Source organism: Enterococcus sp. DIV1767 (assembly GCF_050542585.1).
Taxonomy (GTDB): domain Bacteria; phylum Bacillota; class Bacilli; order Lactobacillales; family Enterococcaceae; genus Enterococcus_D; species Enterococcus_D innesii.
Genome location: NZ_CP172936.1, coordinates 418,407 through 441,726 on the forward strand (window position 1 = coordinate 418,407; position 23,320 = coordinate 441,726).

General features: G+C 44.3%; 21 protein-coding genes. 14 read left to right on the top strand and 7 right to left on the bottom strand.

Features of this window, described 5'->3' with window-relative positions; genetic code table 11:
* The first annotated feature begins 9 nt into the window (after window positions 1-9).
* The 5 genes from IGI78_RS02055 to IGI78_RS02075 all read left to right on the top strand — a co-directional run bounded on the left by IGI78_RS02055 (window position 10) and on the right by IGI78_RS02075 (window position 3,232).
* Window positions 10-309, top strand: coding sequence for a PTS sugar transporter subunit IIB (locus IGI78_RS02055; protein WP_005227245.1), 300 nt, complete (start codon window positions 10-12; stop codon window positions 307-309).
* 36 nt (window positions 310-345) lie between these two features.
* Window positions 346-1,737 carry a PTS galactitol transporter subunit IIC gene (locus IGI78_RS02060; protein WP_140965105.1) on the top strand — a complete coding sequence of 464 codons (1,392 nt, stop codon included), beginning with the start codon at window positions 346-348 and terminating at the stop codon, window positions 1,735-1,737.
* A 28-nt stretch (window positions 1,738-1,765) separates the two neighbouring features.
* Window positions 1,766-2,017, top strand: a complete 252-nt coding sequence (locus IGI78_RS02065) for a hypothetical protein (RefSeq protein WP_008376154.1) — start codon at window positions 1,766-1,768, stop codon at window positions 2,015-2,017.
* A gap of 17 nt (window positions 2,018-2,034) precedes the next feature.
* Entirely contained in the window at window positions 2,035-2,787 is a 753-nt protein-coding gene (locus IGI78_RS02070) for a class II aldolase/adducin family protein (protein ID WP_010748701.1), read from the top strand.
* A 154-nt stretch (window positions 2,788-2,941) separates the two neighbouring features.
* Complete coding sequence (locus tag IGI78_RS02075) at window positions 2,942-3,232, top strand: hypothetical protein (protein WP_225582108.1); 291 nt, start codon at window positions 2,942-2,944, stop codon at window positions 3,230-3,232.
* A 56-nt stretch (window positions 3,233-3,288) separates the two neighbouring features.
* Here the strand turns inward: IGI78_RS02075 and IGI78_RS02080 are convergent, their stop codons facing one another.
* Window positions 3,289-4,149 (bottom strand): AAA family ATPase, encoded by an 861-nt coding sequence (locus tag IGI78_RS02080; RefSeq protein WP_430618251.1) that lies wholly within the window; start codon window positions 4,147-4,149, stop codon window positions 3,289-3,291.
* A gap of 312 nt (window positions 4,150-4,461) precedes the next feature.
* Between IGI78_RS02080 and IGI78_RS02085 the strand changes: the two genes are divergently transcribed.
* Together IGI78_RS02085 and IGI78_RS02090 are read left to right on the top strand one after the other, a co-directional pair.
* Entirely contained in the window at window positions 4,462-4,839 is a 378-nt protein-coding gene (locus tag IGI78_RS02085) for a DUF1033 family protein (RefSeq protein WP_005227251.1), read from the top strand.
* Window positions 4,772-6,844 (top strand): DNA topoisomerase III, encoded by a 2,073-nt coding sequence (locus IGI78_RS02090; RefSeq protein WP_195265366.1) that lies wholly within the window; start codon window positions 4,772-4,774, stop codon window positions 6,842-6,844. The genes IGI78_RS02085 and IGI78_RS02090 overlap by 68 nt, the downstream gene beginning before the upstream one ends.
* An 81-nt stretch (window positions 6,845-6,925) precedes the next feature.
* Here the strand turns inward: IGI78_RS02090 and IGI78_RS02095 are convergent, their stop codons facing one another.
* Genes IGI78_RS02095 through IGI78_RS02105 form a run of 3 tightly spaced genes read right to left on the bottom strand, consistent with a single transcriptional unit; the run spans window position 6,926 to window position 10,920 of the window.
* A complete protein-coding gene (locus IGI78_RS02095; RefSeq protein WP_430618254.1) occupies window positions 6,926-8,479 on the bottom strand; it encodes a response regulator in 1,554 nt (517 codons plus the stop codon).
* Entirely contained in the window at window positions 8,457-9,905 is a 1,449-nt protein-coding gene (locus tag IGI78_RS02100; RefSeq protein WP_430618256.1) for a sensor histidine kinase, read from the bottom strand. Before IGI78_RS02100 ends, IGI78_RS02095 begins: the two co-directional genes overlap by 23 nt.
* A 10-nt stretch (window positions 9,906-9,915) precedes the next feature.
* Window positions 9,916-10,920: an ABC transporter substrate-binding protein gene (locus IGI78_RS02105; RefSeq protein WP_195265356.1), complete on the bottom strand. Its 1,005-nt coding sequence runs from the start codon at window positions 10,918-10,920 to the stop codon at window positions 9,916-9,918.
* 231 nt (window positions 10,921-11,151) lie between these two features.
* On the opposite strand from IGI78_RS02105, the gene chvE reads away from it, so the two are divergent.
* From chvE to IGI78_RS02130, 5 genes are all read left to right on the top strand, one after another.
* Entirely contained in the window at window positions 11,152-12,252 is a 1,101-nt protein-coding gene (gene chvE / locus IGI78_RS02110; RefSeq protein ID WP_005231478.1) for a multiple monosaccharide ABC transporter substrate-binding protein, read from the top strand.
* Window positions 12,253-12,398: 146 nt separating this feature from the next.
* Complete coding sequence (gene mmsA, locus IGI78_RS02115; RefSeq protein WP_430618259.1) at window positions 12,399-13,928, top strand: multiple monosaccharide ABC transporter ATP-binding protein; 1,530 nt, start codon at window positions 12,399-12,401, stop codon at window positions 13,926-13,928.
* Window position 13,929: 1 nt separating this feature from the next.
* Entirely contained in the window at window positions 13,930-15,126 is a 1,197-nt protein-coding gene (gene mmsB / locus IGI78_RS02120; RefSeq protein WP_077453936.1) for a multiple monosaccharide ABC transporter permease, read from the top strand.
* Between the two features lie 12 nt (window positions 15,127-15,138).
* Window positions 15,139-15,474 (top strand): PTS sugar transporter subunit IIB, encoded by a 336-nt coding sequence (locus tag IGI78_RS02125; RefSeq protein ID WP_008376144.1) that lies wholly within the window; start codon window positions 15,139-15,141, stop codon window positions 15,472-15,474.
* 282 nt (window positions 15,475-15,756) lie between these two features.
* Entirely contained in the window at window positions 15,757-17,214 is a 1,458-nt protein-coding gene (locus tag IGI78_RS02130) for an alpha-L-fucosidase (RefSeq protein ID WP_229045562.1), read from the top strand.
* Window positions 17,215-17,346: 132 nt separating this feature from the next.
* On the opposite strand, the gene IGI78_RS02135 is transcribed toward IGI78_RS02130, so the two are convergent.
* The 3 genes from IGI78_RS02135 to IGI78_RS02145 form a co-directional block, all read right to left on the bottom strand.
* A complete protein-coding gene (locus IGI78_RS02135) occupies window positions 17,347-18,456 on the bottom strand; it encodes an ABC transporter ATP-binding protein (protein ID WP_077453935.1) in 1,110 nt (369 codons plus the stop codon).
* Between the two features lie 107 nt (window positions 18,457-18,563).
* Entirely contained in the window at window positions 18,564-19,268 is a 705-nt protein-coding gene (locus tag IGI78_RS02140) for a helix-turn-helix domain-containing protein (protein WP_229045560.1), read from the bottom strand.
* 330 nt (window positions 19,269-19,598) lie between these two features.
* A complete protein-coding gene (locus IGI78_RS02145; RefSeq protein ID WP_195265354.1) occupies window positions 19,599-20,432 on the bottom strand; it encodes an SHOCT domain-containing protein in 834 nt (277 codons plus the stop codon).
* A 165-nt stretch (window positions 20,433-20,597) separates the two neighbouring features.
* Here IGI78_RS02145 and IGI78_RS02150 point away from each other — a divergent pair, with 165 nt between their 5' ends.
* Complete coding sequence (locus IGI78_RS02150) at window positions 20,598-21,704, top strand: GntR family transcriptional regulator (protein ID WP_369907762.1); 1,107 nt, start codon at window positions 20,598-20,600, stop codon at window positions 21,702-21,704.
* Between the two features lie 4 nt (window positions 21,705-21,708).
* Window positions 21,709-23,304, top strand: a complete 1,596-nt coding sequence (locus IGI78_RS02155; RefSeq protein WP_195265350.1) for a xylulokinase — start codon at window positions 21,709-21,711, stop codon at window positions 23,302-23,304.
* Window positions 23,305-23,320: the final 16 nt, after the last annotated feature.

Below are 23,320 nucleotides of genomic sequence, written 5' to 3' on the forward strand. Positions count from 1 at the left end.
GAATTTAAGATGAAAAGAAGATTGATCGTAGCATGTGGAAGTGGCGTTGCAACAAGTCAAACGATCGCAAGTAAAATTGCTGGAATGCTTGAAGATGACGGAATCGATTTCCCCGTTGAAGCAGTTGATTACAAGTCGATCCAAAATGAATTGCCGTCGACAGGAATTTATGTGTATGTTGCTCAGCCAGATGATGAAGTATTGGAAAAAGCCGCTGAGCTAGGTGTACACGTTTTTGCTGGGATTCCGTTTCTTACCGGTATGGGTATGGATACGATTTATGAAGAAATCAAAGAATTGATTGGCTAGTACAAAACATCCTATCAAAAGAAAGAAGTGAAAAAAATGCAAGTATTTCAAGACATTATCAATTATATCTTAGGTTTAGGTTCCGCTATTTTTGTGCCGCTAATCATTTTAATCCTAGGCTTGGTTGCAGGGATGAAATTCAAAAAAGCCTTTATGTCTGCAATCACGTTAGGTATTGCTTTTACTGGGATGTCGATGGTCATTGGTTTTATGTCAAATGCAGTTAGTCCAGCTTCCGAAGCATTGGCAAAAAATACTGGCTTGAACTTGCCTGCGCTAGATTTAGGGTGGACAGGAGCGGCAAGTATCACCTGGTCATGGTCCTATGCATTTGTTTTCTTTGCTGTCGTTCTTGGTGTGAATTTTGTCATGTTGATTTTGAACTGGACCAAGACGTTGAATGTCGATATGTGGAATGTATGGGGCAAAGCGCTGACTGCCTATCTGGTCTACTTTATCAGTGGAAGTTTACTTGCTGGGTTTATCACCGCCATCGTACAGGTTATCTTGGAACTTAAAATGGGGGATATGTTCCAACGCCACATTGAGGATTTGACTGGTATTCCTTTAGTAACAGTGACCCACTTGATGAATATTTCAGCAGTGCTTTTATTACCGATCAATGTGATTATGGATAAAATTCCTTTCTTTAATCGACGGGCCGATACCAAAGCCTTAAAAAAGAAAATCGGTATCTTCTCTGAAAATTCGGTGATGGGCTTTCTCATTGGTTTGGGCTTGGGATTAGCTGCAGCTTATGGCGTGTCAGGCTCACTGAACTTAGCTATTCAAATCGCGACTGCAATGGCTTTGTTCCCAATGATCTCAAAAATGTTTATGCAGTCCCTTTCACCACTTGCTGATGCAATGTCGGAAATGATGAAAAAACGCTTTAAAGATCGGGAAGTTTACATTGGGTTAGATTGGCCTGTATTAGCTGGTCGCTCTGAGATTTGGGTCACTGCTATCTTGTTGGTACCTGTCTTTATTGGCTATGCCATCATCTTGCCAGGAAATGCTGTGTTACCTTTAGCAGGAATCATTAACTATTCGATCGCAGTAGGTGGATTATTGCTTACTGGCGGAAACTTGGTTCGTATGCTGATCATGGGGGTTATTTCGATGCCAATCTATCTATATGCAGCTACGTATTTGACGCCGATCTTAACGGGCTTAGCAGATCGAACCGGCGCAGTAGAAGGAATACAAAAAGGGCAGCAAATCACTTGGTCTTCGATCGAAGGACCAGAATTTCGAATTTTATTTGCAGAAGCGTTTAAAGGAAATATCTTGGGTATCGTCGGTTCCGTTGTGTTTATCGCAATGTTTGTCTGGTTGTATAAATATATGAGCAAGGTAAAAGTACCAAGTCAAAGATATGAAGAACAAGGGACCCAATCGACGCAAGTGCGTGCGACGAATGGCTAATATTTTCAAAAAGGAAAGGGCGACAGGAATGGGAAAGAGCGAAAAAATAAAATGGCAATTGCTTCTTTTTCTAGCAATTGGCTGCTATCTCTTAGCTTTGGTGACACAACAGTACCTATTTAATGTCGTAGCGATTGGTCTAGCAGTCTGTGTGTATAAATATGGCAGTCCAGTACTTTTTAAAGAATACGATGAACGGAAAAAGAAAAAAGAGGAAGAAGCAGCCAAAGTAAGAGAAGCTGTTCAAACAATCTTACGCAACAAAACGTTTGAAAAATAAAAAAGGTGGTCTTGAATATGTCAGATGGACGGATGATTTTTGAAAGAGAACGGGAAGATTTAGCACGAATCGTAAAATTGATTTTTACCAGGAAGAATACAAATGTTGCAGGCGGTAATTTTTCTTTTAAAACAACCGATGAAACTGGAAAAGAATACATTATTATGACACCAACTATGATGTCAGAAGCCTATTTAGGAGAAGTCTCACCAGCCCAGATTTTAGTCGTTGAGCCTCATACGAGAAAGGTGATTGATGGGGTAGGTCAGCTGACACGAGAAATCAACTTACACGAAGCGGTTTATGATACGAATCCAGCGATAAAAGCAGTCTTACATGCCCATTCTCCTCACTCGATGTTTTGGGCAACCGCCGGATTGGATATGCCTAACTTAACGGAAGCGACCCAAAAAATTGGCTATATTCCTGTACTAGACTTTGAACCTAATTGCTCACCAGAATTAGCAGAATTAGTTTCTGATTATATGAAAAAAGAACAACTCGCCTTACCGAATATGTTACTCCTCAACAGTCATGGGGTACTGATCAGTGCGCCAGGAGCATCTGGCATCGAAGCAATCCATAAAGCTTTGCAAATACTAGATACCACGGAATGGAATGCGGAAATTGCCTATAAGCAAACGATTTTCCAATCTTTAGGCTTGTTAGATGGTTTTTACTCCAAAGGGAGACAAGTAGGAACCCTTGAAGACTTGAAAAAACATACACCGATTTATAATAAAGAAGAAATTTTTGCTGGTGGTGATTAGCCAGCAAGTAATCATCTTTTTTGATTGATAAAAATCCAAGAACATTCGTTTACGAGTTCTTGGATTTTATTTTTTTATTCAAAATATTCTATAATTTAGTCGGAAAATGAATGTTTTTGATGTATTGTCATTTTTAAAAGAAAGGAGGAGGAGCATGAATCGTACAAAAGCCAATCTCATGAAATGGGGGTTTGTCGTTAGTGTCGTAGGGGTGGTGATGCTTCATCAGACTCAGGTCATTTCAAGCCAAATCAACCATCTTGCCTTAGCCGTATTATTGGGTTTAGCCGGGTATTTGCTTGTTTTTAAAAAGTTCTACTTTTTGTCCTCTCAGATTGCGGGGCATTCCGATCAGTATAACCAAGCAGAAGTCAAGTGGGGCAAAATTGCGGGAGTGGTCGCCTTCTGTATTGCGCTGATCAATTTGATTTTGGTCTTTGTGTGAGTGCGACGGAAAAAAGCCACCAAAAGAAATCTTTGGCGGAAAATGGTTTACTTTGGTCATGATCGATCATCAAATTCGGCTTGATGTGCTTGAAAAAAATGGTAATACTGCTGGACACTAGCTAACTGGGTCCACTTCCGAACATCGACGGGCGTTTGATCCAAATCATAGATTTTGGCTTCCTTTAAAGATAAAACGAAAGGACTATGGGTAGCAATAATGAACTGACACTGTTCATAGCGAACAAAATCTTCCAGTAACTGCACCAGTTCCAGCTGACGCTCAGCAGAAAGAGAATTTTCTGGTTCATCTAATAAGTAAAGACTGTTGGGACGAATTTTTTCTTGAAAGAAGCGAAAGGCACTTTCACCATTGGAATATTCTCGGACGTTGTCGATCAAGTGCTTGCGGGTGAATTTGGATTGTGTGTTGGATCGTGCGAGATTGATTTTCTTCAATTCATGGTAATCGTCAAAACCTGTGAAACGAAAGTCCGCATACTTTGCTTGGTAGTATTCTTGAAACACTTCTTCTCGGCGATGATCGATCCCTTGATTTAAGTTTCGAATATCCAGCATGAAGTCAAAGACGTCATCGCTGGTCAAAAGGACTTTTTCTTGCGGTTCGTCGTTGCTACGAACAGAACAGTAGGATAGATAGTCCTCGAAAAAATTCGACCGATTATACGCAGCAAAGCGCTGAGCGTGGATCTTTTCGGCAATCACGTTCAATGCAGTGGTTTTGCCAGAACCATTACCGCCATATAAAATCGTGATTGGTTCAAAATCGATCTGCTGAAAACGGCGGGCACTGAGAATCTGAAAAGGGTAGTAAGAATCATAGACAGTCCGTTGGATAGAAAGGAAAAAATCAAACTCGGTTTCTTGATCGGGAAAAGTGATTTGTTCGAGATACATGAGGCACCTCCTAGCAGTTTCGTGGTTGCCATTATTGTAGCATATCCATCACAGATAAAAATTTTTTTGCGAGGTTAAAATAAATCTTGTTTGCTATTTTTTTAATCTTTTACTGTTATATTCACAACAGGAAACTTCTGTGCTAGACTATAAGGGCATAGAAATGATGTAATCTTAAGCAACTGATAAAACGTACAAAAAAACGAAGGGTTAATGAATTCTTTAAGCGATGTTTAAATGCTGAAACTTATTCCTTGCAAGTTTAAGTAAAAGTGACTAATATGAGGAAGGAATCGTGAAAGGAGCAATGGAATGTATCAAGTAGTAGTCATGTATGGGGACAATGAACCGTGGTGGTTTTTTGAGGGATGGCAGTCAGATATTCAAGAGGCGTTCACATTTGCAACTTTCAGCGAGGCGCAGTCATTTTATGAACAAAAATGGCAAGAAATCAGAGAAGAGTATTCGTACATAAATGCAAAATCAAACTTTATGACGGCTTTTTGGAATGAAGAAGACGAACGCTGGTGCGAAGAATGCGACGATTACCTCCAACAATATATTGGACTGGCATTGCTTAAAGAATATCAGCAAGTCGTCGATGAAAGCAGGAAAGATTTTTATGAAACAACTAATTCTAGCGGAAAAGCCAAGCGTTGCCAAAGACCTCAGCAAAGTTTTGGGCTGTGAGCAAAAACATAAAAATTATTACGAAGGACCCAAGGCGATCGTTACTTGGGCCCTTGGTCATTTATTGGGCTTGAAAATGCCTGAAGATCTAAATAAAGACTGGGCATCATGGCAGATGGAAACATTACCGATGATCCCTAAGTCCATCGGGATCAAGCCGTTGCCAAAAACCGGTCATCAACTAAAAGCCATCAAACAATTGGCTCAAAGAAAAGATGTCGGGGAAGTCGTGATCGCTACCGATGCGGGAAGAGAAGGGGAGCTAGTCGCTCGCTGGATTTTGGAGTGGGTTCGTTTTGACAAACCAGTCAAACGTTTGTGGATTTCTTCGCAAACCCCTAAAGCCATCAAAGAAGGCTTTGCAAAATTGCAGTCAGCCAAGCACTACGACAATCTTTACTACTCCGCCCTTGCACGGGCAAAAGCCGACTGGCTGGTAGGATTGAATGTCACGCGGGCATTGACGGTCAAATATCAAGACAATCTTAGTGCGGGTCGGGTCCAAACCCCTACCTTAGCTTTGGTGCGCAGTCAGGAAATGCAGATCGAGAGTTTCCGTCCGCAAACCTATCATGTGATTACCCTAAACGTAGGCGATGCCAAGGCTCGCCTGCAGCAAAAAAATCCTTATCAATTAAAAGAACGCAGCGATGCCGAAGCATTGGTCAAACAGATGAGTCAACAAAATGGTCGCGTGACAGCGATCGAAGAAAAGGTCAAAACAGAAAGTGCACCACTGCCCTACGATTTGACCGAGATCCAACGAGAAGCCAATCAGCGTTATGGGTTTTCAGCCAAGAAGACCTTGTCGCTTGTTCAAAGCTTGTATGAAACCCACAAGATCGTCACTTATCCAAGGACGGATTCCAAGTATTTGACCAATGATATGAAGGCAACCATGAAGGAACGCCTGCAGGCAGTTGCGGATTTTGCCCCAGAAGTCAAAGGATACTTGAAAAACGGCGGACAAGTGGTGCAGCAAGCTGTCTTCAATGATAAAAAAGTTACCGATCACCATGCCTTATTGCCAACGGAACAGCGGGCACGGTATGAAAAATTAACTACCGATGAACAACGGATCTATCAAATGATCGTTAGTCGTTTCTTGATGCTCTTTGCGAAACCCCATAAAAAGCAGCAGCAGAAAGTGACCGTGACCTTTGGTTCAGAAACCTTTGTATTCAACCGCAATACCGTGTTAGAAGCGGGATGGAAAACGACTTCTGAAGAAGAAACCAGTGATGTGGCTTGGCAAAAAGGCAGTACCGTCAAGCCTGAGTTCACCATCCAAAAAGAGTTGACCACACCACCGAAACCGTCGAATGAAGGAACTCTTTTAGGCAAAATGGAAAAACACAGTCTTGGCACGCCAGCAACCCGTGCGGAGATCATTGAAAAGCTGATCAAATCTGAGCTGATGGAGCGGACCCCAAGCGGCTTGCAAGTATCGCCAAAAGGCAAGCAGCTGTTAGTCTTAGTCAATCCATCCTTAGTGACACCAGAATTGACGGAAAAATGGGAGAAGGAACTGGAAGCCATCGCGAAAGGCACCTATTCTGCCCAAACCTTCCTCGCACAAATCGAAGCGGACACCAAACAACTGGTCAAAGAAATCAAGCAAAGCGAAAGCAAGTACCAAGATTTCTCATTGACCCAAAAACGGTGTCCCGAATGCGGCGAACCATTGCGGGAGAAAAATACCCGTGATGGCAAGATCTATGTTTGCTCCAGTGGCACTTGCAAGTACCGTCGTCGGAAAGACCCGAAAGTTTCGAACCGACGTTGCCCGCAATGTCACCGAAAGATGGAGATCATTGAGGGCAAAAATGGCGCCTATTTCCGCTGTAAATTCGATGGGACCACCGAAAAAATGGCGGATAAAAAAGAGCGCAGCAAAAAGCTGTCGAAACACGAAGAACGCCGCTTGATGAACAAAATCAATCAAGAAGAACCGCAAGAAAGCCCATTAGCAGCTGCTTTAAAAGCTGCTATGGAGAAGAAATAACTGAATGAGGTAGAAAATAAAAAAGAGTGAGGACGATTTTGCTGTTCCTCGCTCTTTTTTTGCATCCATCCATTCACTCATCTAGGCATTTTTTTGACGGTATTCTTTCGGTGAGATTTTTTCTTTCTTTTTGAACAAAAAGGAAAAATAATTTGGGTCATTGTAGCCAACATCAAAGGCGATCTCAGATAGCCGCAGATTGGTCGTTAACAGCAGTTCCTTAGCTAAGGTCAACCGTTGCTCGGTCAAGTATTCGATAAACGTAGAATCAGTGGCTTGCGAGAAGATGGTGCTAAAATGTGCTGGACTCAAATGAACTTTTTCAGCAACTACATTTAAGGAAATATTAGGATCAGAAAAGTGCTCACTGATAAAGGCTTTGGCTTGATTGATGACGCTTTGATATTTCGCCATTGCAGGATTGATGGGTTGTTTAGTCAATAATGGCAACAGTTCTGCCAAAGTCGTTTGATAGTTCTCTGGCTCATGGGTCAGTGCCGCTAGATAATCTAAGTCATGGGCGTGCTGAACGATCTGGGGCAGCGAATGACTGTCTTTTTTCTTCAACAATGCTAGCAGTTCGACTAAGACGAACAAACGGTACATTTGCGTTCGCTCAACGGTTCCTTGAGGCGCCATCAATTCAGCGATCAGCTCAGGGATCGTCTGTTTCCCAGCATTTGCCAGCCGTGAAGCAAGGTCGGTTTTGAAGGGATTGGTGGGGGATAGTTCCCCTTCGCGAATGTCGTCTTCATAACTGATGATTTTTTCCTTGCGGATGCTGCCATAGGTTTTTAGCATGTCGCGAGCTTTCTGATAAGAAAGAGAGATACCCGAGAAGCGATCTGCTACCGGTCCGATCGCCACTGCTACTTCTTCCCCAGAACCATGAACGAGGCTTTGAGCGATCTGATAGGCTTTTTCTAAAACTTGTTCTCGGTCGTGGTCAAAAAGTAAAAACTTGATGAAGCGGCTGGACACACTGGAGAACAAGACGGCATCATCTTGCTCATAGGCTTTGGTCAGCTGCTGGCTAAAGCGAGTGTAGTCAGAAAAACTTTGATTGAAGGGGGTTTTTGCTAACAGCACACAAAACTGTTTGCCTGAAAAGCGCCGTCCCAGATCTTCTGCTTGCAAAAAGGCTTCTGAGATCGTGATCTTTTGTTTAAAGAGGTGATTCAGAAAGTGATTTTTTTTGATTTCCATTTCGAATAAATCGTCTTCTTTGGATAATTGCTGATGAGTGGTTTGTTGTTCATCTAAATGTTGAACGACGGTTTTGATGGCTTGTTCTAATTCTTCGTTTTTTATGGGCTTGAGTAAGTAATCGTCTGCTTGCAGCTGCAGTGCCGTTTTTGCATAGTCAAAATCATCAAAGCCGCTAACAAAAATAATACGAACTTGCGGCAATAATTTCTTGGCTTCTTTCGCAAAGACCAAGCCGTCCATAAACGGCATTTTGATATCGCTGATAATAATATCCGGACGCAGATCAAGGATCGAAGCCAGCGCCAATTCGCCATCGGCGGCTTCATCGCTATAAACGATCGGGTATTGTTTGGCAAGAGTCATGATTTGGTGACGCAAACTATCGCGAATCAGATGTTCATCTTCAACTATGAACACTTTGTACATGGTTGGGTTCCTCCCTTTTTGGTACTGTGACGGTAATCGTGGTGCCTTCTTGGTATTGACTGTGGATCGTCAGTTGCGCTTCGTTGCCGTAGTTCAGCTGGAGGCGGCGATAGACGTTGTAAAGGCCATAACCGCTCTCAGAGTCGGGGTCGGTGGTTTCTTTAAGGTTACGACGAATCTCCTGCAAACGGTCAGGGTCGATCCCAACGCCGTTGTCACTGATGGTCATTTGAATCTGGTGAGGCAATTCTGACACTGTGATTCGAATCATGCCGACACGACGGACAAACTTGGTGCCATGATATACGGCGTTTTCAACAAGGGGCTGCAGGACCATTTTCAGGACCTGTAGTTCTGGACTGACGGTTTGATCTTCAATGGTGTAAGACAGCATCCTGCCATAGCGGATCTGTAAAATCTTCAAGTAATCGTCCACATGCCGCAATTCTTTTTCTAGCGGAATCCAGTCTTGCCCTTTGCTTAGTGAGATGCGGAAAAAATCCGACAACGCATAGGTCATTTCCGTTGCTTGCTCGTAACGGGCAGCTTCGATCAAAGAAACGATCGCATCTAAACTATTATAGATGAAATGTGGGGTAATCTGGGCTTGTAAGACCCGCACCTCACTTTGGGCTAAGTGATACTGCTTCAAGGCATTTTCTTCCAAGAGCCGAGTCAAGTCATCTGCCATTCGATTCAAGCTACTCGTCAGAGTCCGCAGCTCTGGGGTCTCGGGCAGTTCTGCTCGGTAGCTCAAATGTCCTTGGGATAGTTCATTGGAAAGGTCTAACAACCGATCCAGCGGGTATTGCAAATTATCTCGAACAAAGCGCCGGTTTTTATTGATGATCGCAAAGATGATCAAAAGCAACACGACTTGAAAAAGGATCAGCAGCAACACGGATTGGACCAGTTCGTGATTGGTTTGGCTGGCTAAGCTGATCTCTACCCCGACGAATTGCTGCAAAATATCGGATAGCAAATCGATCACCGAATCCACTTGGATCATGACGTATTGGTTTTTTTCCACCGGCTCATCCTGGAGAATATTGTCGATCAACTGTTGCTGATAGGTTTCTAAAGAATCGAGCGTCCGAAAGGCGACTGCTAAAATATTGAGCTCTTTGGCAGTGCTGGTATTTTCTTGGATGTGTTGCAGATCGCTCCTTAGTTCATCGATCACATTGGTTTCTTGTACTTGTGCGACGGTTTTTTGACCAAAGACTAAATCCCACATTTCTTCCAAGACAATGGCATCGACTTTTTCCGATAGTTGATTGGCTTCTTCAATATTGTTGATGGTGTTTTGGTAAATGAAAATCTGCCGCGAGTAAAAGACACTGCTTACTACGAGGGGAATAAAGGCGACGAGGATCATCAGTTTATTCGTCTGTTGAAAGATGCCCTTGATACTTTTTGTTTTCATCTTCATCCCCTCAATAATTTCTCGGCGGAATCTGATTGAAATCCATGTCACTGGAAAAAACTGTTTCATGGACATAGATTTCACGAGGAATGGCATCGGCGCCACGAGCCAAGTAGCGCGAGATGGCATTTTTGACGAACACACCAGCATCTGGGTTGCATTCAACGACACAATTGACCACTCCTTGCTTCAATTTATCGATCATTTCTTTTTGGGCATCGATCGATACGATCACCAAATCCTTCCCTGGCTCAATATCGGTTTTTTCGAGGGCTTCTAGGGCACCCAACGTCATCTCATCATTGTGACTGAACAAGACATCGATCTGCTCCATTTTGCCTGCTGCGATGTATTGTTCAATGACTTCTTTGCCTTTGCGGCGAATGAAGTCACCATTTAGCTCATCTTTGACTTGGATCGTTACATTGTTGTGGGCATAATCACGCTTGATGGTTTCTCGGAACCCTTCTGAGCGCAAATACGTCGGAGACGTAGCATCTAGTCCCGTCAATTCTAAAACATTGATCGTTTCATTTTGATGTTCTTTATAATAATTGCTTACGTAGAGACCCGCACGATTGCCCTCGGCTTTGAAGCTTGGCCCGATATGAGTCAGAAACAAGGAGGGATCACTGACGTTGACATGACGGTCCACCACGAAAACGGGAATCCCCGCTTGCGCAGCTTCTTCCAAAATCGGTTCCCAATTGTTTTCCTGAATCGGGGTAAAGACGATGGCATCGACTTGATACACGATAAAACTGCGGATATCTTGAATCTGACGTTCTTGATTCATATAGCCGTTACGATAGAGCACTTCATAGCCTTCCTTCTCTAATTCAGTGCGAATCGATTCGGTGTGGCGCTTGCGCCAGCTGCTTTCTGTTCCCGATTGAGAAAAACCGATCACGATACTTTCTTCCGCTGTTTCAGTGGTTGTTTCTTTGTTTGCTTGGCAACCAGACAAGCAAGCTAGAAACAAACAGACGAACAACCCAATTTTTATATTCCTCATTTTTTTCACCTCTATGGTCTATTCTACTAAAAAATACGGAAGCGCTTTACACAAAATATCAAATCAAATAAAAACCAAGGGAATCTTAAAAAATCCAAGATTACGAAAAGAAATGGGGGCAACTGAGTCGTTTTTCTCAAGAAATCCAAGAAACCTCGAAAAAATCTAAATGTAAGCGATTCCTTAACTGGCTATACTGAGAATGTAAGAAAAAGACATGGAGGGATCACAATGAAAGGTACTTTTGGTAAATTGGTCGTCCTAGCATCCACCTTATTGGTTGGCGGATTGTTAGCAGCTTGTGGGAATGGATCAGACAGCGGGGCAAACGGTGACGGAGACAAAGGATTTGTTGGGATCGCGATGCCGACCAAATCGGCAGAACGGTGGATCGCAGATGGCGACAACATGGTAGAAGAATTAGAGAAGCTCGGCTATAAAACTGACCTGCAATATGGAGAAGACAAAGTAGAAAACCAAGTGGCACAAATTGAGAATATGATCACCAAAGGCGTTGATACTTTAGTGATCGCCTCGATCGATGGTTCGGCACTGACAGACGTGTTGGAAAAAGCCCATAACGAAGATATCACAGTCATCGCCTATGACCGTTTACTGATGAACTCGGAATACGTCGATTATTATGCCACCTTTGATAATTTTGGAGTCGGCGTGCTGCAAGCGTCTTATATTGAAGACAAATTGGGTCTCAAAGACGGTGAAGGACCATTTAACATTGAATTATTCGGCGGCTCTCCAGATGATAACAATGCACTGATCAATTATAATGGGGTCCTTTCGGTCTTCCAACAATACTTTGACAGCGGACAGCTAGTCGTTCCTTCTGGTCAAACCAACTTCAACCAAATCGCTACTTTGCGTTGGGATGGTTCAACTGCGCAAGCTCGGATGGACAACTTGTTGAGTGCCAACTATACGGATCAAACATTGGATGCCGTTCTTTCACCTTATGATCCAATCAGCCTAGGAATCATTTCATCGCTTAAAGGCGTTGGCTATGGTTCTTCCGATAAACCACTACCTGTGATTACCGGTCAAGATGCGACGGTGGCAGGGGTGAAATCGATCATCGCGGGCGAACAGACCCAAACGATTTTCAAAGATACACGGGTGTTAGCGAAAAACACGATCGAAATGATCGAAGCCATCACCAATGGCGAGGAAGTCCCGGTCAACGATACGGAAACCTATGATAATGGCGTCAAAGTCGTACCAACCTATTTGTCAAATCCCGTTTCTGTGGATAGCGACAACTACAAAGAAGAACTAATCGATACCGATTACTATACAGAAGAAGAGCTAGGCATTTAAGCAAGAAGTACAGATCCAGCGAGAAAAGATGCTAGTTTCCCCGAAAGCAGTAGGGAAGAACGAATCATCCCCAGTATTCGTTCTTTCCGCTTTTCTTACAAACGGATCGGTTCACTTTTACATAAAAAGGAAAAGGGTGAAAGAACATGGCAGATAATATTTTGATGATGAAAGGCATCGTCAAAGAGTTTTCAGGGGTTCGCGCCCTTGATAACGTCAACCTCTCGATCGAGCGAGGAGAGATCCACGCACTGTGTGGAGAAAATGGCGCCGGCAAGTCCACGCTGATGAATGTCTTAAGCGGACTCTATCCTTACGGCAGCTATGACGGAGAGATCTATTATGAAGGGGAGTTATGCAAGTTCAAAGATTTGCGGGACAGTGAGGACAAAGGAATCGTTATTATTCATCAAGAGTTAGCCTTAAGTCCTTACCTCTCGATCAAAGAAAATATCTTTCTAGGAAATGAACAAGCCAAACACGGCATCATTGATTGGGATCTAACCGAAAAGAAAACAGACAACCTCTTAAAGATCGTCGGCTTGAAATTAGACCCGAATACGCTGGTTTCACAAATCGGTGTCGGGCATCAACAGCTAGTGGAAATTGCCAAAGCATTTTCAAAATCCGTCCGATTGTTGATTTTAGATGAACCAACCGCGGCGTTGAATGAAGAAGAAAGTGCCAATCTGTTAGAGCTGATCAAAGAGTTTCGCAACCAAGGAATCACCTCGATCATTATCTCCCACAAGCTGAATGAAATCGTCAATGTGGCGGATCGCATCACGATTTTACGAGACGGGCAAACGATCGAGACGCTTAGGGGCACCGAAATCTCTGAAGAGCGCATCATTCGCGGCATGGTTGGGCGAGACTTGACCAATCGCTACCCAGAGCGGAACCCCACTATTGGTGAACCGTTTTTTGAAGTCAAAAATTGGACGGTCCATCATCCAATCGACCATACCCGTGTGGTGAATGAAAATTTGAACTTGATGATCCGCAAAGGAGAGATCATCGGTATCGCCGGTTTGATGGGTGCGGGACGGACTGAGTTTGCCATGAGCGTCTTCGGTCATTCCTACGGCAGTTCGATTTCGGGGGAAGTCTATAAAGACGGCCAACCGATTTCTGTCAAAGACGTGCCAACCGCCATCAAAAATGGGCTAGCCTATGTGTCGGAAGACAGAAAAGCGCTGGGCTTGAATCTGCTGATGGATATTCGCGAGAATACCACCATTGCTAGTCTTGCCAAAATCAGCCGCCAAGGGGTCATCGATAAAGAAAAAGAAGTCACGATGGCAGAAGAATTCCGCAAAAAAATGCGGACCAAAACCAATTCAATCTATCAAAACGTCGGCAGCTTGAGCGGCGGGAATCAGCAAAAAGTCGTTTTGGCAAAATGGCTGATGACCACACCAGACATCTTATTTTTAGATGAACCGACCCGTGGGATCGATGTCGGGGCGAAATACGAAATCTATACGATCATCGAAGAGATGGCAGCAGCTGGCAAAGCCATCTGTATCATTTCCTCGGAGTTGCCAGAACTATTAGGCATGTGCGACCGGATCTACACGATGAACGAAGGCCGCTTCACGGGCGAAGTGTTACGGGAAGAGGCGGATCAAGAACGATTGATGAATCTAATGACATTAGAAGAGAGTGGGGTTTGAGATGGAAACAACCAATAAATTAAAAAAAGAACGCAGCCATTCGCTGAAAGAAAAGGCACTGGAAATCTTTAGTAAATACAGTATGATCATTATCTTAGCAGTATTATTGGTGGCCTTTCAGCTCATGACCGATGGGATTTTCTGGCGGCCGCTGAATATCACCAACCTCGTGTTGCAAAACAGTCATATTCTCGTTTTGGCAGCTGGTATGCTTTTGGTCGTCTTGTTAGGACACGTCGATCTATCCGTAGGGTCCGTGATGGCGTTTGTCGGTGCGATTGCAGGCGTATTAATGGTCAATAACGGCATCAGTCCTTGGCTGGCAGTGCCTCTTTGCTTACTGATGGGGGCAGTGATCGGTGCCTGGCAAGGCTTCTGGGTCGCGTATGTCGGTATCCCAGCATTTATTGTGACCTTGTCTGGTTTACTGATGTTTCGAGGACTGACCCAAGTCGTCTTAGGCGGTCAATCCTTGGCGCCGTTTCCCAAGGCATTCCAACAAATTTCTACTGGGTATTTGCCAGATATTGCAGGCGGTCAGATCCATTTACTTTCCATGATTTTAGGTGTAGTGATCACGGGCGTCCTGATTTTAGGCCAATGGCGGACCCGTGAGCGTCGCAAAAAAAATCTTTTTGAAGTGGAATCAATGGCAGCCTTTGCCTTTAAAGCCGTCTTTACTGCGGTCGTATTTCTCGGTGCTACCTATATCTTTGCCTCTTATCAAGGGTATCCGATCATTTTGATCGTCTTAGGAGTGATCGTGGCTGCCTATGGCTTTTTGACTAACAAAACCGTCGCTGGTCGTCAAATCTATGCAACCGGCGGCAACAAAAAAGCAGCCGAACTTTCTGGGATCAAGACGAAGAAAATCACCTTCTGGGTCTTCGTGAACATGGGGATGATGGCAGCTTTGGCGGGCTTGGTTTTAGCCGCTCGGTTGAATGCAGCCACACCGCAAGCGGGAACGTCAATGGAATTAGATGCGATGGCCGCAGTGTATTTCGGCGGTGCTTCCACCTCAGGCGGTATTGGTACCGTGATGGGGGCGATCGTCGGTGGTCTCGTGATGGGTGTCTTAAACAATGGGATGTCGATCTTAGGAGTCGGTGTCGATTGGCAGCAAGCCATCAAAGGGTTGATTTTGCTGCTGGCCGTCGTGTTGGATATCTACAATAAGAAAAAGAAAATTTCGTAGGAGGGCCTGTTTATGGAGGACCAAGCACAAAAGACGATTTTATTGATTTGTACCGCCGGCATCACTACGGGACTCTTAGTAAAAAACATGCAGCGGGCCGCAGATGAAAAAGGGCTAGCTGTGCATATCTATTCGGCACCAGCCATCATTGCTGAACAGATCCTGCAGCAACAAACAGTCGATGCTTTGTTGATCGGTCCGCAGTCGAAGTACGAAGTCAATCGATTAAAAGACTTTCTCATGGTCAAAGCGGTGCCATATAAATTAATCAAAGAAACAGATTACGAGCTGTTAGATGGCGAAGCTGTCCTTACAGACAGCCTGACCCTCTTACAAAACGATCGCTAGGCTCAAAAAAGAGCTATGTGTTTCAGCGTTTGAATATGTTGTTTAGAGTAGTGCCTTGCGAATCCCCCAAGCAAGCACTACTCTTTTTATCGTAAAGTAGTTTGATCACCTGATAGGGAAGAACCGTCGATTGAATGCTGCTTCGGTCAGTTCTTGTACTTCGTTTGCCAGTGAGTGGACAGGTGGCAAAAGTACAGTAAAGGCGGCGGATCTTTTCCAATAAGGAAATAGTCAAGAATCGATCTTGTATCTGTTTCCTTAAAGCAGCAAACAACTCATAGAATGGAGGAACAGATTATCGAACCAGCAGACCTTACCCAGATTCGCCCCAGTAAACGACAACTACAGTGGCAGCAGTTGGAATTTTATGGCTTTATCCACTTTGGTCTCAATACGATGACCAATCGTGAATGGGGACTCGGCAATGAGTCGCCAACGGTATTTGACCCGCAAAAGCTAGACTGTCATCAATGGGTTTCCACAATGAAGCAAAGCGGTATGCAGGGAATCATTTTGACCTGCAAACACCATGACGGCTTTTGCTTATGGCCAAGCCAGCACACTGCTTTCACAGTCGCTTCAACGCCCTGGCGCAATGGTCAAGGTGATTTAGTGAAAGAACTTTCTGATGCTTGCCGTCAAGCAGACCTGAAATTCGGCATTTATTTATCGCCTTGGGATCAGCATGAAGCTTGTTATGGAAAGGGGCAAGCCTATGATGATTTTTATACGGCGCAGTTGACAGAACTTTTAACCAATTATGGTGATATATTCGAAATATGGTTAGATGGCGCCAATGGTGAAGGGCCCAATGGAAAACGCCAAAACTATGATTGGGAACGGTATTATCAAGTGATTCGAGAGCTGCAACCCAATGCGGTGATTGCGATTTGCGGACCGGATGTCCGCTGGGTAGGAAACGAAGCGGGGCAAACCAGACTTCAAGAATGGAGTGTGGTGCCAGCAGCATTAAAAGATGCTGAAAAAACAGCGAGTCATTCGCAAAAAGCCGATAGCACAGCGTTTCGGCAATCGATCTCCAGTATGGAAATGGATTTAGGAAGCCGACAAGCGCTGAAAAAGTACGGCATTAAAGAAGCTGCTGAATTGGCTTGGTACCCTGTTGAGGTCAACTTATCAATTCGCCCCGGCTGGTTTTATCATCCATCAGAAGACCAACAAGTAAAAAGCGGCGCTGAGCTCTGGTCCTTTTACAAGCAGAGCGTTGGGGGCAATAGTTCTTTTCTACTTAATGTGCCGCCGATGCCGGATGGTATGATCCATCCAACGGATCAAAAGGCATTGCAGCAATTAGGTCACTCGATTAAACAATTGAAAGAGGTGACGACTGAAAGGACCGGCACGTTTGCGAGCTCTTCAACCAGTGTGTCCAGCAGAATGGATAAGCTCCAACTATCTCAAGCGTTTGGCCAGTATTGGAAACCGGACCTGGAAGACAAACGGCCATGGCTGACCCTACATTTTTCAGAACCGGCCGTCATCAATACACTTGTACTGAAGGAAGCGATTCAATATGGGCAACGGGTAGAAAAAGCAAAAATTTTTCTGCAAACGGCAGAAGGACCACAGTTACTGACCGAAATAGTGACGATCGGCTATCAAAAAATCATCAGCTTTGAAGCGGTCGGCGTGTCTGCTGTCAAAATCGTTTTTACTCAAGTTCGGCAAACACCGATCATTCAAACCATGGCCGCTCGTTATGTGCCTCAGGAAGAATAAAAAAGCAACCCAAAAACAGACAGTCGGCTGACTGTCTGTTTTTGGGGGATACAAATAAGGAATAAAAGTGGATATTAGTTAAATGCGACTGCCTAGGGGGCAAATCCGAGAACAGTGCATGGTAACTACAAATTAAGGAAGTGTGATGACATTTTCTGAATCTTTATCGAAGAAGTGTGCTTTGTTGATGTTGAAAGCTAAATCAACTGTTTCACCTGGACGGTGGAAGTCGCGGGCATCAACTTTCGAGATAAATTCAGTCGCACCTACACGTGTATAAAGCATTGTTTCTGCACCTAATAGTTCAGATACGACCACTTCAGCACGTACAGTTGCTTCAGGAGAAGCTTCCAATGCGATTTGTTCACTGTGGATATCTTCTGGACGAATACCAAAGACTAATTGTTTTCCTTCGTAACCTTTTTCCACAAGAACCTTGTTCTTGCCTTCAGGAATACGTAAGTTCAAGCTTTGTCCATCAGAGATCATGCCGTTTTTCAACGTAACATTGAAGAAGTTCATTGCTGGTGAACCGATAAAGCCGGCAACGAAAATATTTTTCGGCGTGTTGTAGACTTCTTTTGGTGAACCGATTTGTTGAATGAAGCCATCTTTCATGATAACGATCCGGTCAGCCATGGTCATCGCTTCTGTTTGGTCATGGGTTACATAGATTGTCGTTGTTTCTAAACGTTGGTGTAATTTTGCGATTTCCGCACGCATGGCAACCCGCAATTTCGCATCTAAGTTTGACAACGGCTCATCCATCAAGAAGACTTTGGCATCACGAACGATGGCACGGCCTAAGGCAACCCGTTGACGCTGACCACCAGAAAGGGCAGCAGGTTTACGATCTAAGTATTCTGTTAATCCTAAGATCTCAGCGGCATTTTCTACCCGTTTTTTGATTTCTTCTTTGTCGTATTTACGCAATTTCAAACCAAATGCCATGTTGTTGAAAACAGTCATATGGGGATACAATGCGTAGTTCTGGAAAACCATCGCGATGTCGCGGTCTTTTGGTGCCACATCGTTCATTACTTTTCCACCGATGCTCAATTCGCCTTCAGAAATATCTTCTAAACCAGCGATCATTCGAAGGGTTGTGGATTTTCCGCAACCAGAAGGTCCGACGAAAACGATGAATTCGCGATCAGCGATATCTAAATTAAAATCAGTTACCGAATACGCATCATTATTGTCATATTTTTTGTGGATATTTTTTAAGGCCATTTCTACCATTGGGATTACCTCTTTCCATTTAGTTTACATGAATAGCATAAATGAAAACGCTTCGAATGTGCAACGGAAACCTGCACAAGAAAAAAACGTTTTCTTGTGCAGGTTGTTTAATTGCTCTGATGGGTGAATTGGTCGATCAGTAAATAGCAAAGCAAAAGATCATCCATATTTTTTAAATTCAAGCGCGTCAGTGTTTGAAACTTATCGATCTTATAAAGAAGGGAATTCCGATGCATAAATAGTTCTTTGGCAGTAGAACTCGCATTGCCTTGATTGCGCCACAGTGATTGAATGATCGTTTCGGTCTCTTCTTCAAACCAATCTAGATACAAGGTACGGAACAAGGAAATATACTCGGAAAAGCCATTGCGAAAAAGAGAGAAGACCACTTTGGGCAGATCCATACTTTTACTGGTAGTTTTCGTTTTTAACTCATTTTTGAACAGGGTAGATTCACTCGTCCATAAGGTAGTGAAGTCGTGGCGTGGGTGATGGAAGGGACCGACGAATAGCTGAGAATAGCAGTCGAAATCCATATCCAAAGCCACGAATAAGCCGTCAAGATCTTCGATGGGCAAATTGGCACCATCTTGTTTTTCTACGATCACCGCATGGTCTTCGGTGAGGAAAAAAAGATCCACCACGCTAGGGAGCATTTGCTGGATCTCTGCGAGCCATTCGGATTGCAAGGAGTCGATGGGTCGGGTGAAATGAACTTGCAGCAGGCGAATCCACTCTGGCTCTTGAACGGGCTGATGTTCAAATAAAATCGGATACCATGGATGGTTTCGGTTATCGATTTCTGGTTGCAAAGAGCCGTTTCCCAGTTGGATCAGCAGTTTTTCACTGTCACTTAATTGGTCAGTTGGCAGCCAAATATATTTTTTGCCGAAAGCGATGGATTCGATGTCCTTCGTTGTGGATACTTTGTCATGCAGCGTTGCCTGGGGGAAACGCGCTTTGATGTCATTAAAAGAAAAAATGAGAAAGACCTCCTTTGAGATGCTCTACGTATTCTTCATTTAGTATAGCATGTTCTAAAAAAACCGTTCAAAATTTTCTCAGGAAAAAAACACAGCCCTTCACCGAAATCTCTGCCTTCGCATGGCAGGAGGGCGGCTTTTTTCCCGAAGCGATTGCTTCTATAATCTTAACAGTTGTTTTTTCTTGAAGGCAAATTCTTCTTCAGTCAGAATTCCTTCGTCAACCAATACTTTTAGTTCACGTAGTTCAGCAATGAGCGCTTCCGTCGGCGATGGGTTCGTTAACGGGACCGACCGCTCCCGAGGGAAGTTGGTGAGGTAGCGCTGTATGATCCGAGCAATCACCAGGTCTTTTTCGGCAAAGCAAAGGGAGTGGTTTGGTTCCGTCCTTCTGCGAGAATGGGTTTCTCTGATCGCCCCGCCTCCAATATACAATTCTAAAAAGCCATTGCCTTTCCAAAGACCAGATTCGGCAACTTCTTTCAGATTGACACTGGTGATCTGGGGAATCTGCAAAACCTGCTTTTCTTTCTTTTTGTAGTCGAGGATCGTGAGGGTATCTTCTGCAATGATCCAAGCATCACGATAATGATAGGAAAGTAATTTGATTTTTCCAGCCTCTTCATCCACGTAACTTTTCGCTGATTGCCCGCCAAGTACTGCAAGGCGAGTGGTTAAAAAATCATAGGCTTTTTGGGCATCGATTCGATTGGTGAAATAAAGCAGATGAGGATCACCAGGTACCCACAGTCGGAGGTAGTCCACTAAGAGACCTTTGCCTATATGTAATTCCACATCGGCAATTTTTGCCATGGGAATCTTTTCATCTGGGATTTTTGGATGGGTATGGTTTATCAAAACACCTTTACTGGTAATAAACCAGCGACAACTAGCCTCGTGTTTGCGATTCTCTCGATATTTTTTTGAATAAAGAATGATTGGCGCCTCACGATTTTCATTCATATTTCTCGTCAAAGTGTTTGCCTCCCTCATAGAAATAACTAACTATTTATTCAATTATACAACAAATTTAATCTTATTTATTTTTATTATGAGTAAAATCGAGGTGAATGATCATTTGGAATTTTTTCTCTATTACTTTTTCAGAAAAATTAGTATAGCAACAATTGACACGGAAGCGGTTTCTTGGTATCTTAGATGTACGGACAACTTTTGAAAGATGGGATTAAAATGGCGAATAAGTACGAACAACTTGCGGATATCTTAAGAGAAAAGATCCGCTTAGGCACCTATCAAGAAGGCGATGCGATCCCTTCAGAAGCAACCTTACAGGAAGAATTTCATTATAGCCGCCACACGGTGCGCCAAGCGATCGCTGTTTTGGTCAATGAAGGCTATTTAAGAAAAGAACGGGGCTCAGGCACCTACGTTTCAAAACCTGAGACTGTCAATCATAAAAACCGCAAAACGATTGGGATCATCATGACCTATTTGTCTGATTATATTTTCCCTTCGATCATGCGCGGCGTGGAACAGACATTGCGGGAGCAAGGCTATTCACTGCTTTTAGGCTCAACCAACAACGATCATGAGCAAGAAAGAGCGTGCTTGCAGCAAATGATGGATCAAGGGGTAGACGGGTTGATCGTTGAGCCAACGAAGAGCAGCCAGTACAACCCGAATCTTGCTTATTATGTCGCCCTCCAAGAAGCCGGGATTCCTCTCGTCATGATCAATGCCTATTACGAAGAACTAGAGTTGCCGCATATTTGTGTCAACGATACACGTTCTGGGTTTTTAGCAACCAATTATTTATTAGAGCAACAGCATCAGCAGTTGATGATGATCACGAAAATCGATGACTTACAAGGGAAATATCGGATGAAAGGGTTTGTCAAAGCGTTGACCCAAGCCAAGCGGACGTTTGCAGCAGAAGACGTCTTGACGTATACGACGGAGACGAAAGAAGCCGTTATTGAACAAGCGATCCAGCGCTTGACGGCTGCCGATAATCAAGTCACAGGCATCGTTTGTTACAACGATGAGATCGCGCATCGCTTGATTCAAGCATTGACGGCTGCTGGGAAGAACGTTCCTACTGATTTTTCGATCGTGGGTAACGATGACTCGCCCCTTAGCACCTTGTCGACACCGACGATCACCACACTGACTCACCCGAAAGAAGCGATGGGGGAATTGGCGGCACAATGGATCACTACAGGTAAGGCAACAGAAGCACAACGCTTTTATTTTGAACCGGAGCTGATCGTTCGCGGTTCAGTCAATAACCAAAAAGGAGAATAAGAAGATGACGCAACAAGTAAGGCAAGCAATTATTGACGGGCGCACGTCTCTTGGGATCGAGCTAGGCTCGACACGGATCAAAGCTGTCTTGATCGATGAGCAGTTTCAGACGATCGCTTCAGGTAGCTTTGAATGGGAAAATCAATTGGAGCAAGGGATTTGGACCTACTCACTAGAGGCGATTTGGCAAGGACTGCAAGCCAGCTACCAAGAGTTGGCGCACAACATCCAACAGCAATTCGAGGTACCTTTGACGACGATCGGCAGTATCGGTTTTTCTGCAATGATGCACGGCTATATGGCTTTTGATCAGCAAGGCACGCTGTTGGTCCCTTTTCGGACGTGGCGCAATGCGATCACGGAAGAAGCAGAAGAAGCCTTGACGGCATTGTTCCAATACAACATCCCGCAGCGGTGGAGTATCGCGCACTTGTATCAAGCGATTTTGAATCAAGAAGCCCACGTCCCAGAGGTCGCTTTTTTCACTACCTTAGCCGGCTATGTCCATTGGCAGCTGACAGGGGAAAAAGTTATTGGAATCGGCGATGCATCTGGGATGTTCCCAATCGACAGTACGACAAAAAACTATGATGCGAATATGCTGCAGCAATTTGATGCACAAATCAGCAGTCAGGGGTATCCTTGGCAGATCAAAGACCTTTTGCCACAAGTGTTGACAGCAGGCGAACCAGCCGGCACATTGACGGCAGAAGGGGCAAAAAAACTCGACCCAACTGGTACTTTGCAAGCTGGCATCCCGTTATGTCCGCCAGAAGGCGATGCGGGCACTGGCATGGTTGCCACGAATAGTGTGGCACAGCGAAGCGGGAATGTTTCAGCTGGGACGTCGGCTTTTGCCATGATCGTCTTAGAAGAACCCTTAACTAAAGTGTATCCAGAGATCGATTTGGTCACGACGCCTTCTGGTGATTTGGTGGGGATGGTCCATACGAATAACTGTACCTCGGAGATCAATGCCTGGGTCAAACTTTTCCGCGAATTTGCCGACGCAGCTGGAATAAAACTTTCCACGGAAGAATTGTTTGCGACCTTGTTCAACGAAGCATTGAAAGGGGATTCAGACTGTGGTGGGATGCTTTCTTATGGCTATTATTCTGGTGAAAATATCACCAAGATCCCTGAAGGACGGCCGCTTTTCGTCCGATCGCCAGAGAGTTCTTTTACTTTAGCAAATTTCATGCGCTTACATCTGTTTAGTGCCTTTGGTGCGATGAAGATCGGGATGAAGATTCTGGAAGCCGAAGACGTCGCCATTGATCGAATCGTTGGTCACGGTGGGATCTTCAAGACGCCAGAAGTTGCCCAACGTGTCTTGGCAGCTGTCATGGAAGCCCCAGTCACGGTCATGGAAACGGCTGGTGAAGGCGGCGCCTGGGGGATCGCCCTTTTAGCAGCATACCTTCGCCGTTACACGCCAGAACAATCCTTGGCAGCATTCTTAGCAGATCAAGTGTTTAAAAATGACCACGGCGTGACGTTAGCCCCGACAGAAGCCGACATTCAGGGGTTCACCGTCTTTACCCAACGTTACCAAGCAGGGTTGCCGATCGAGCAAGCGGCAATCGATGCGTTGATTTAAAAAGAAAGAAGGGAAT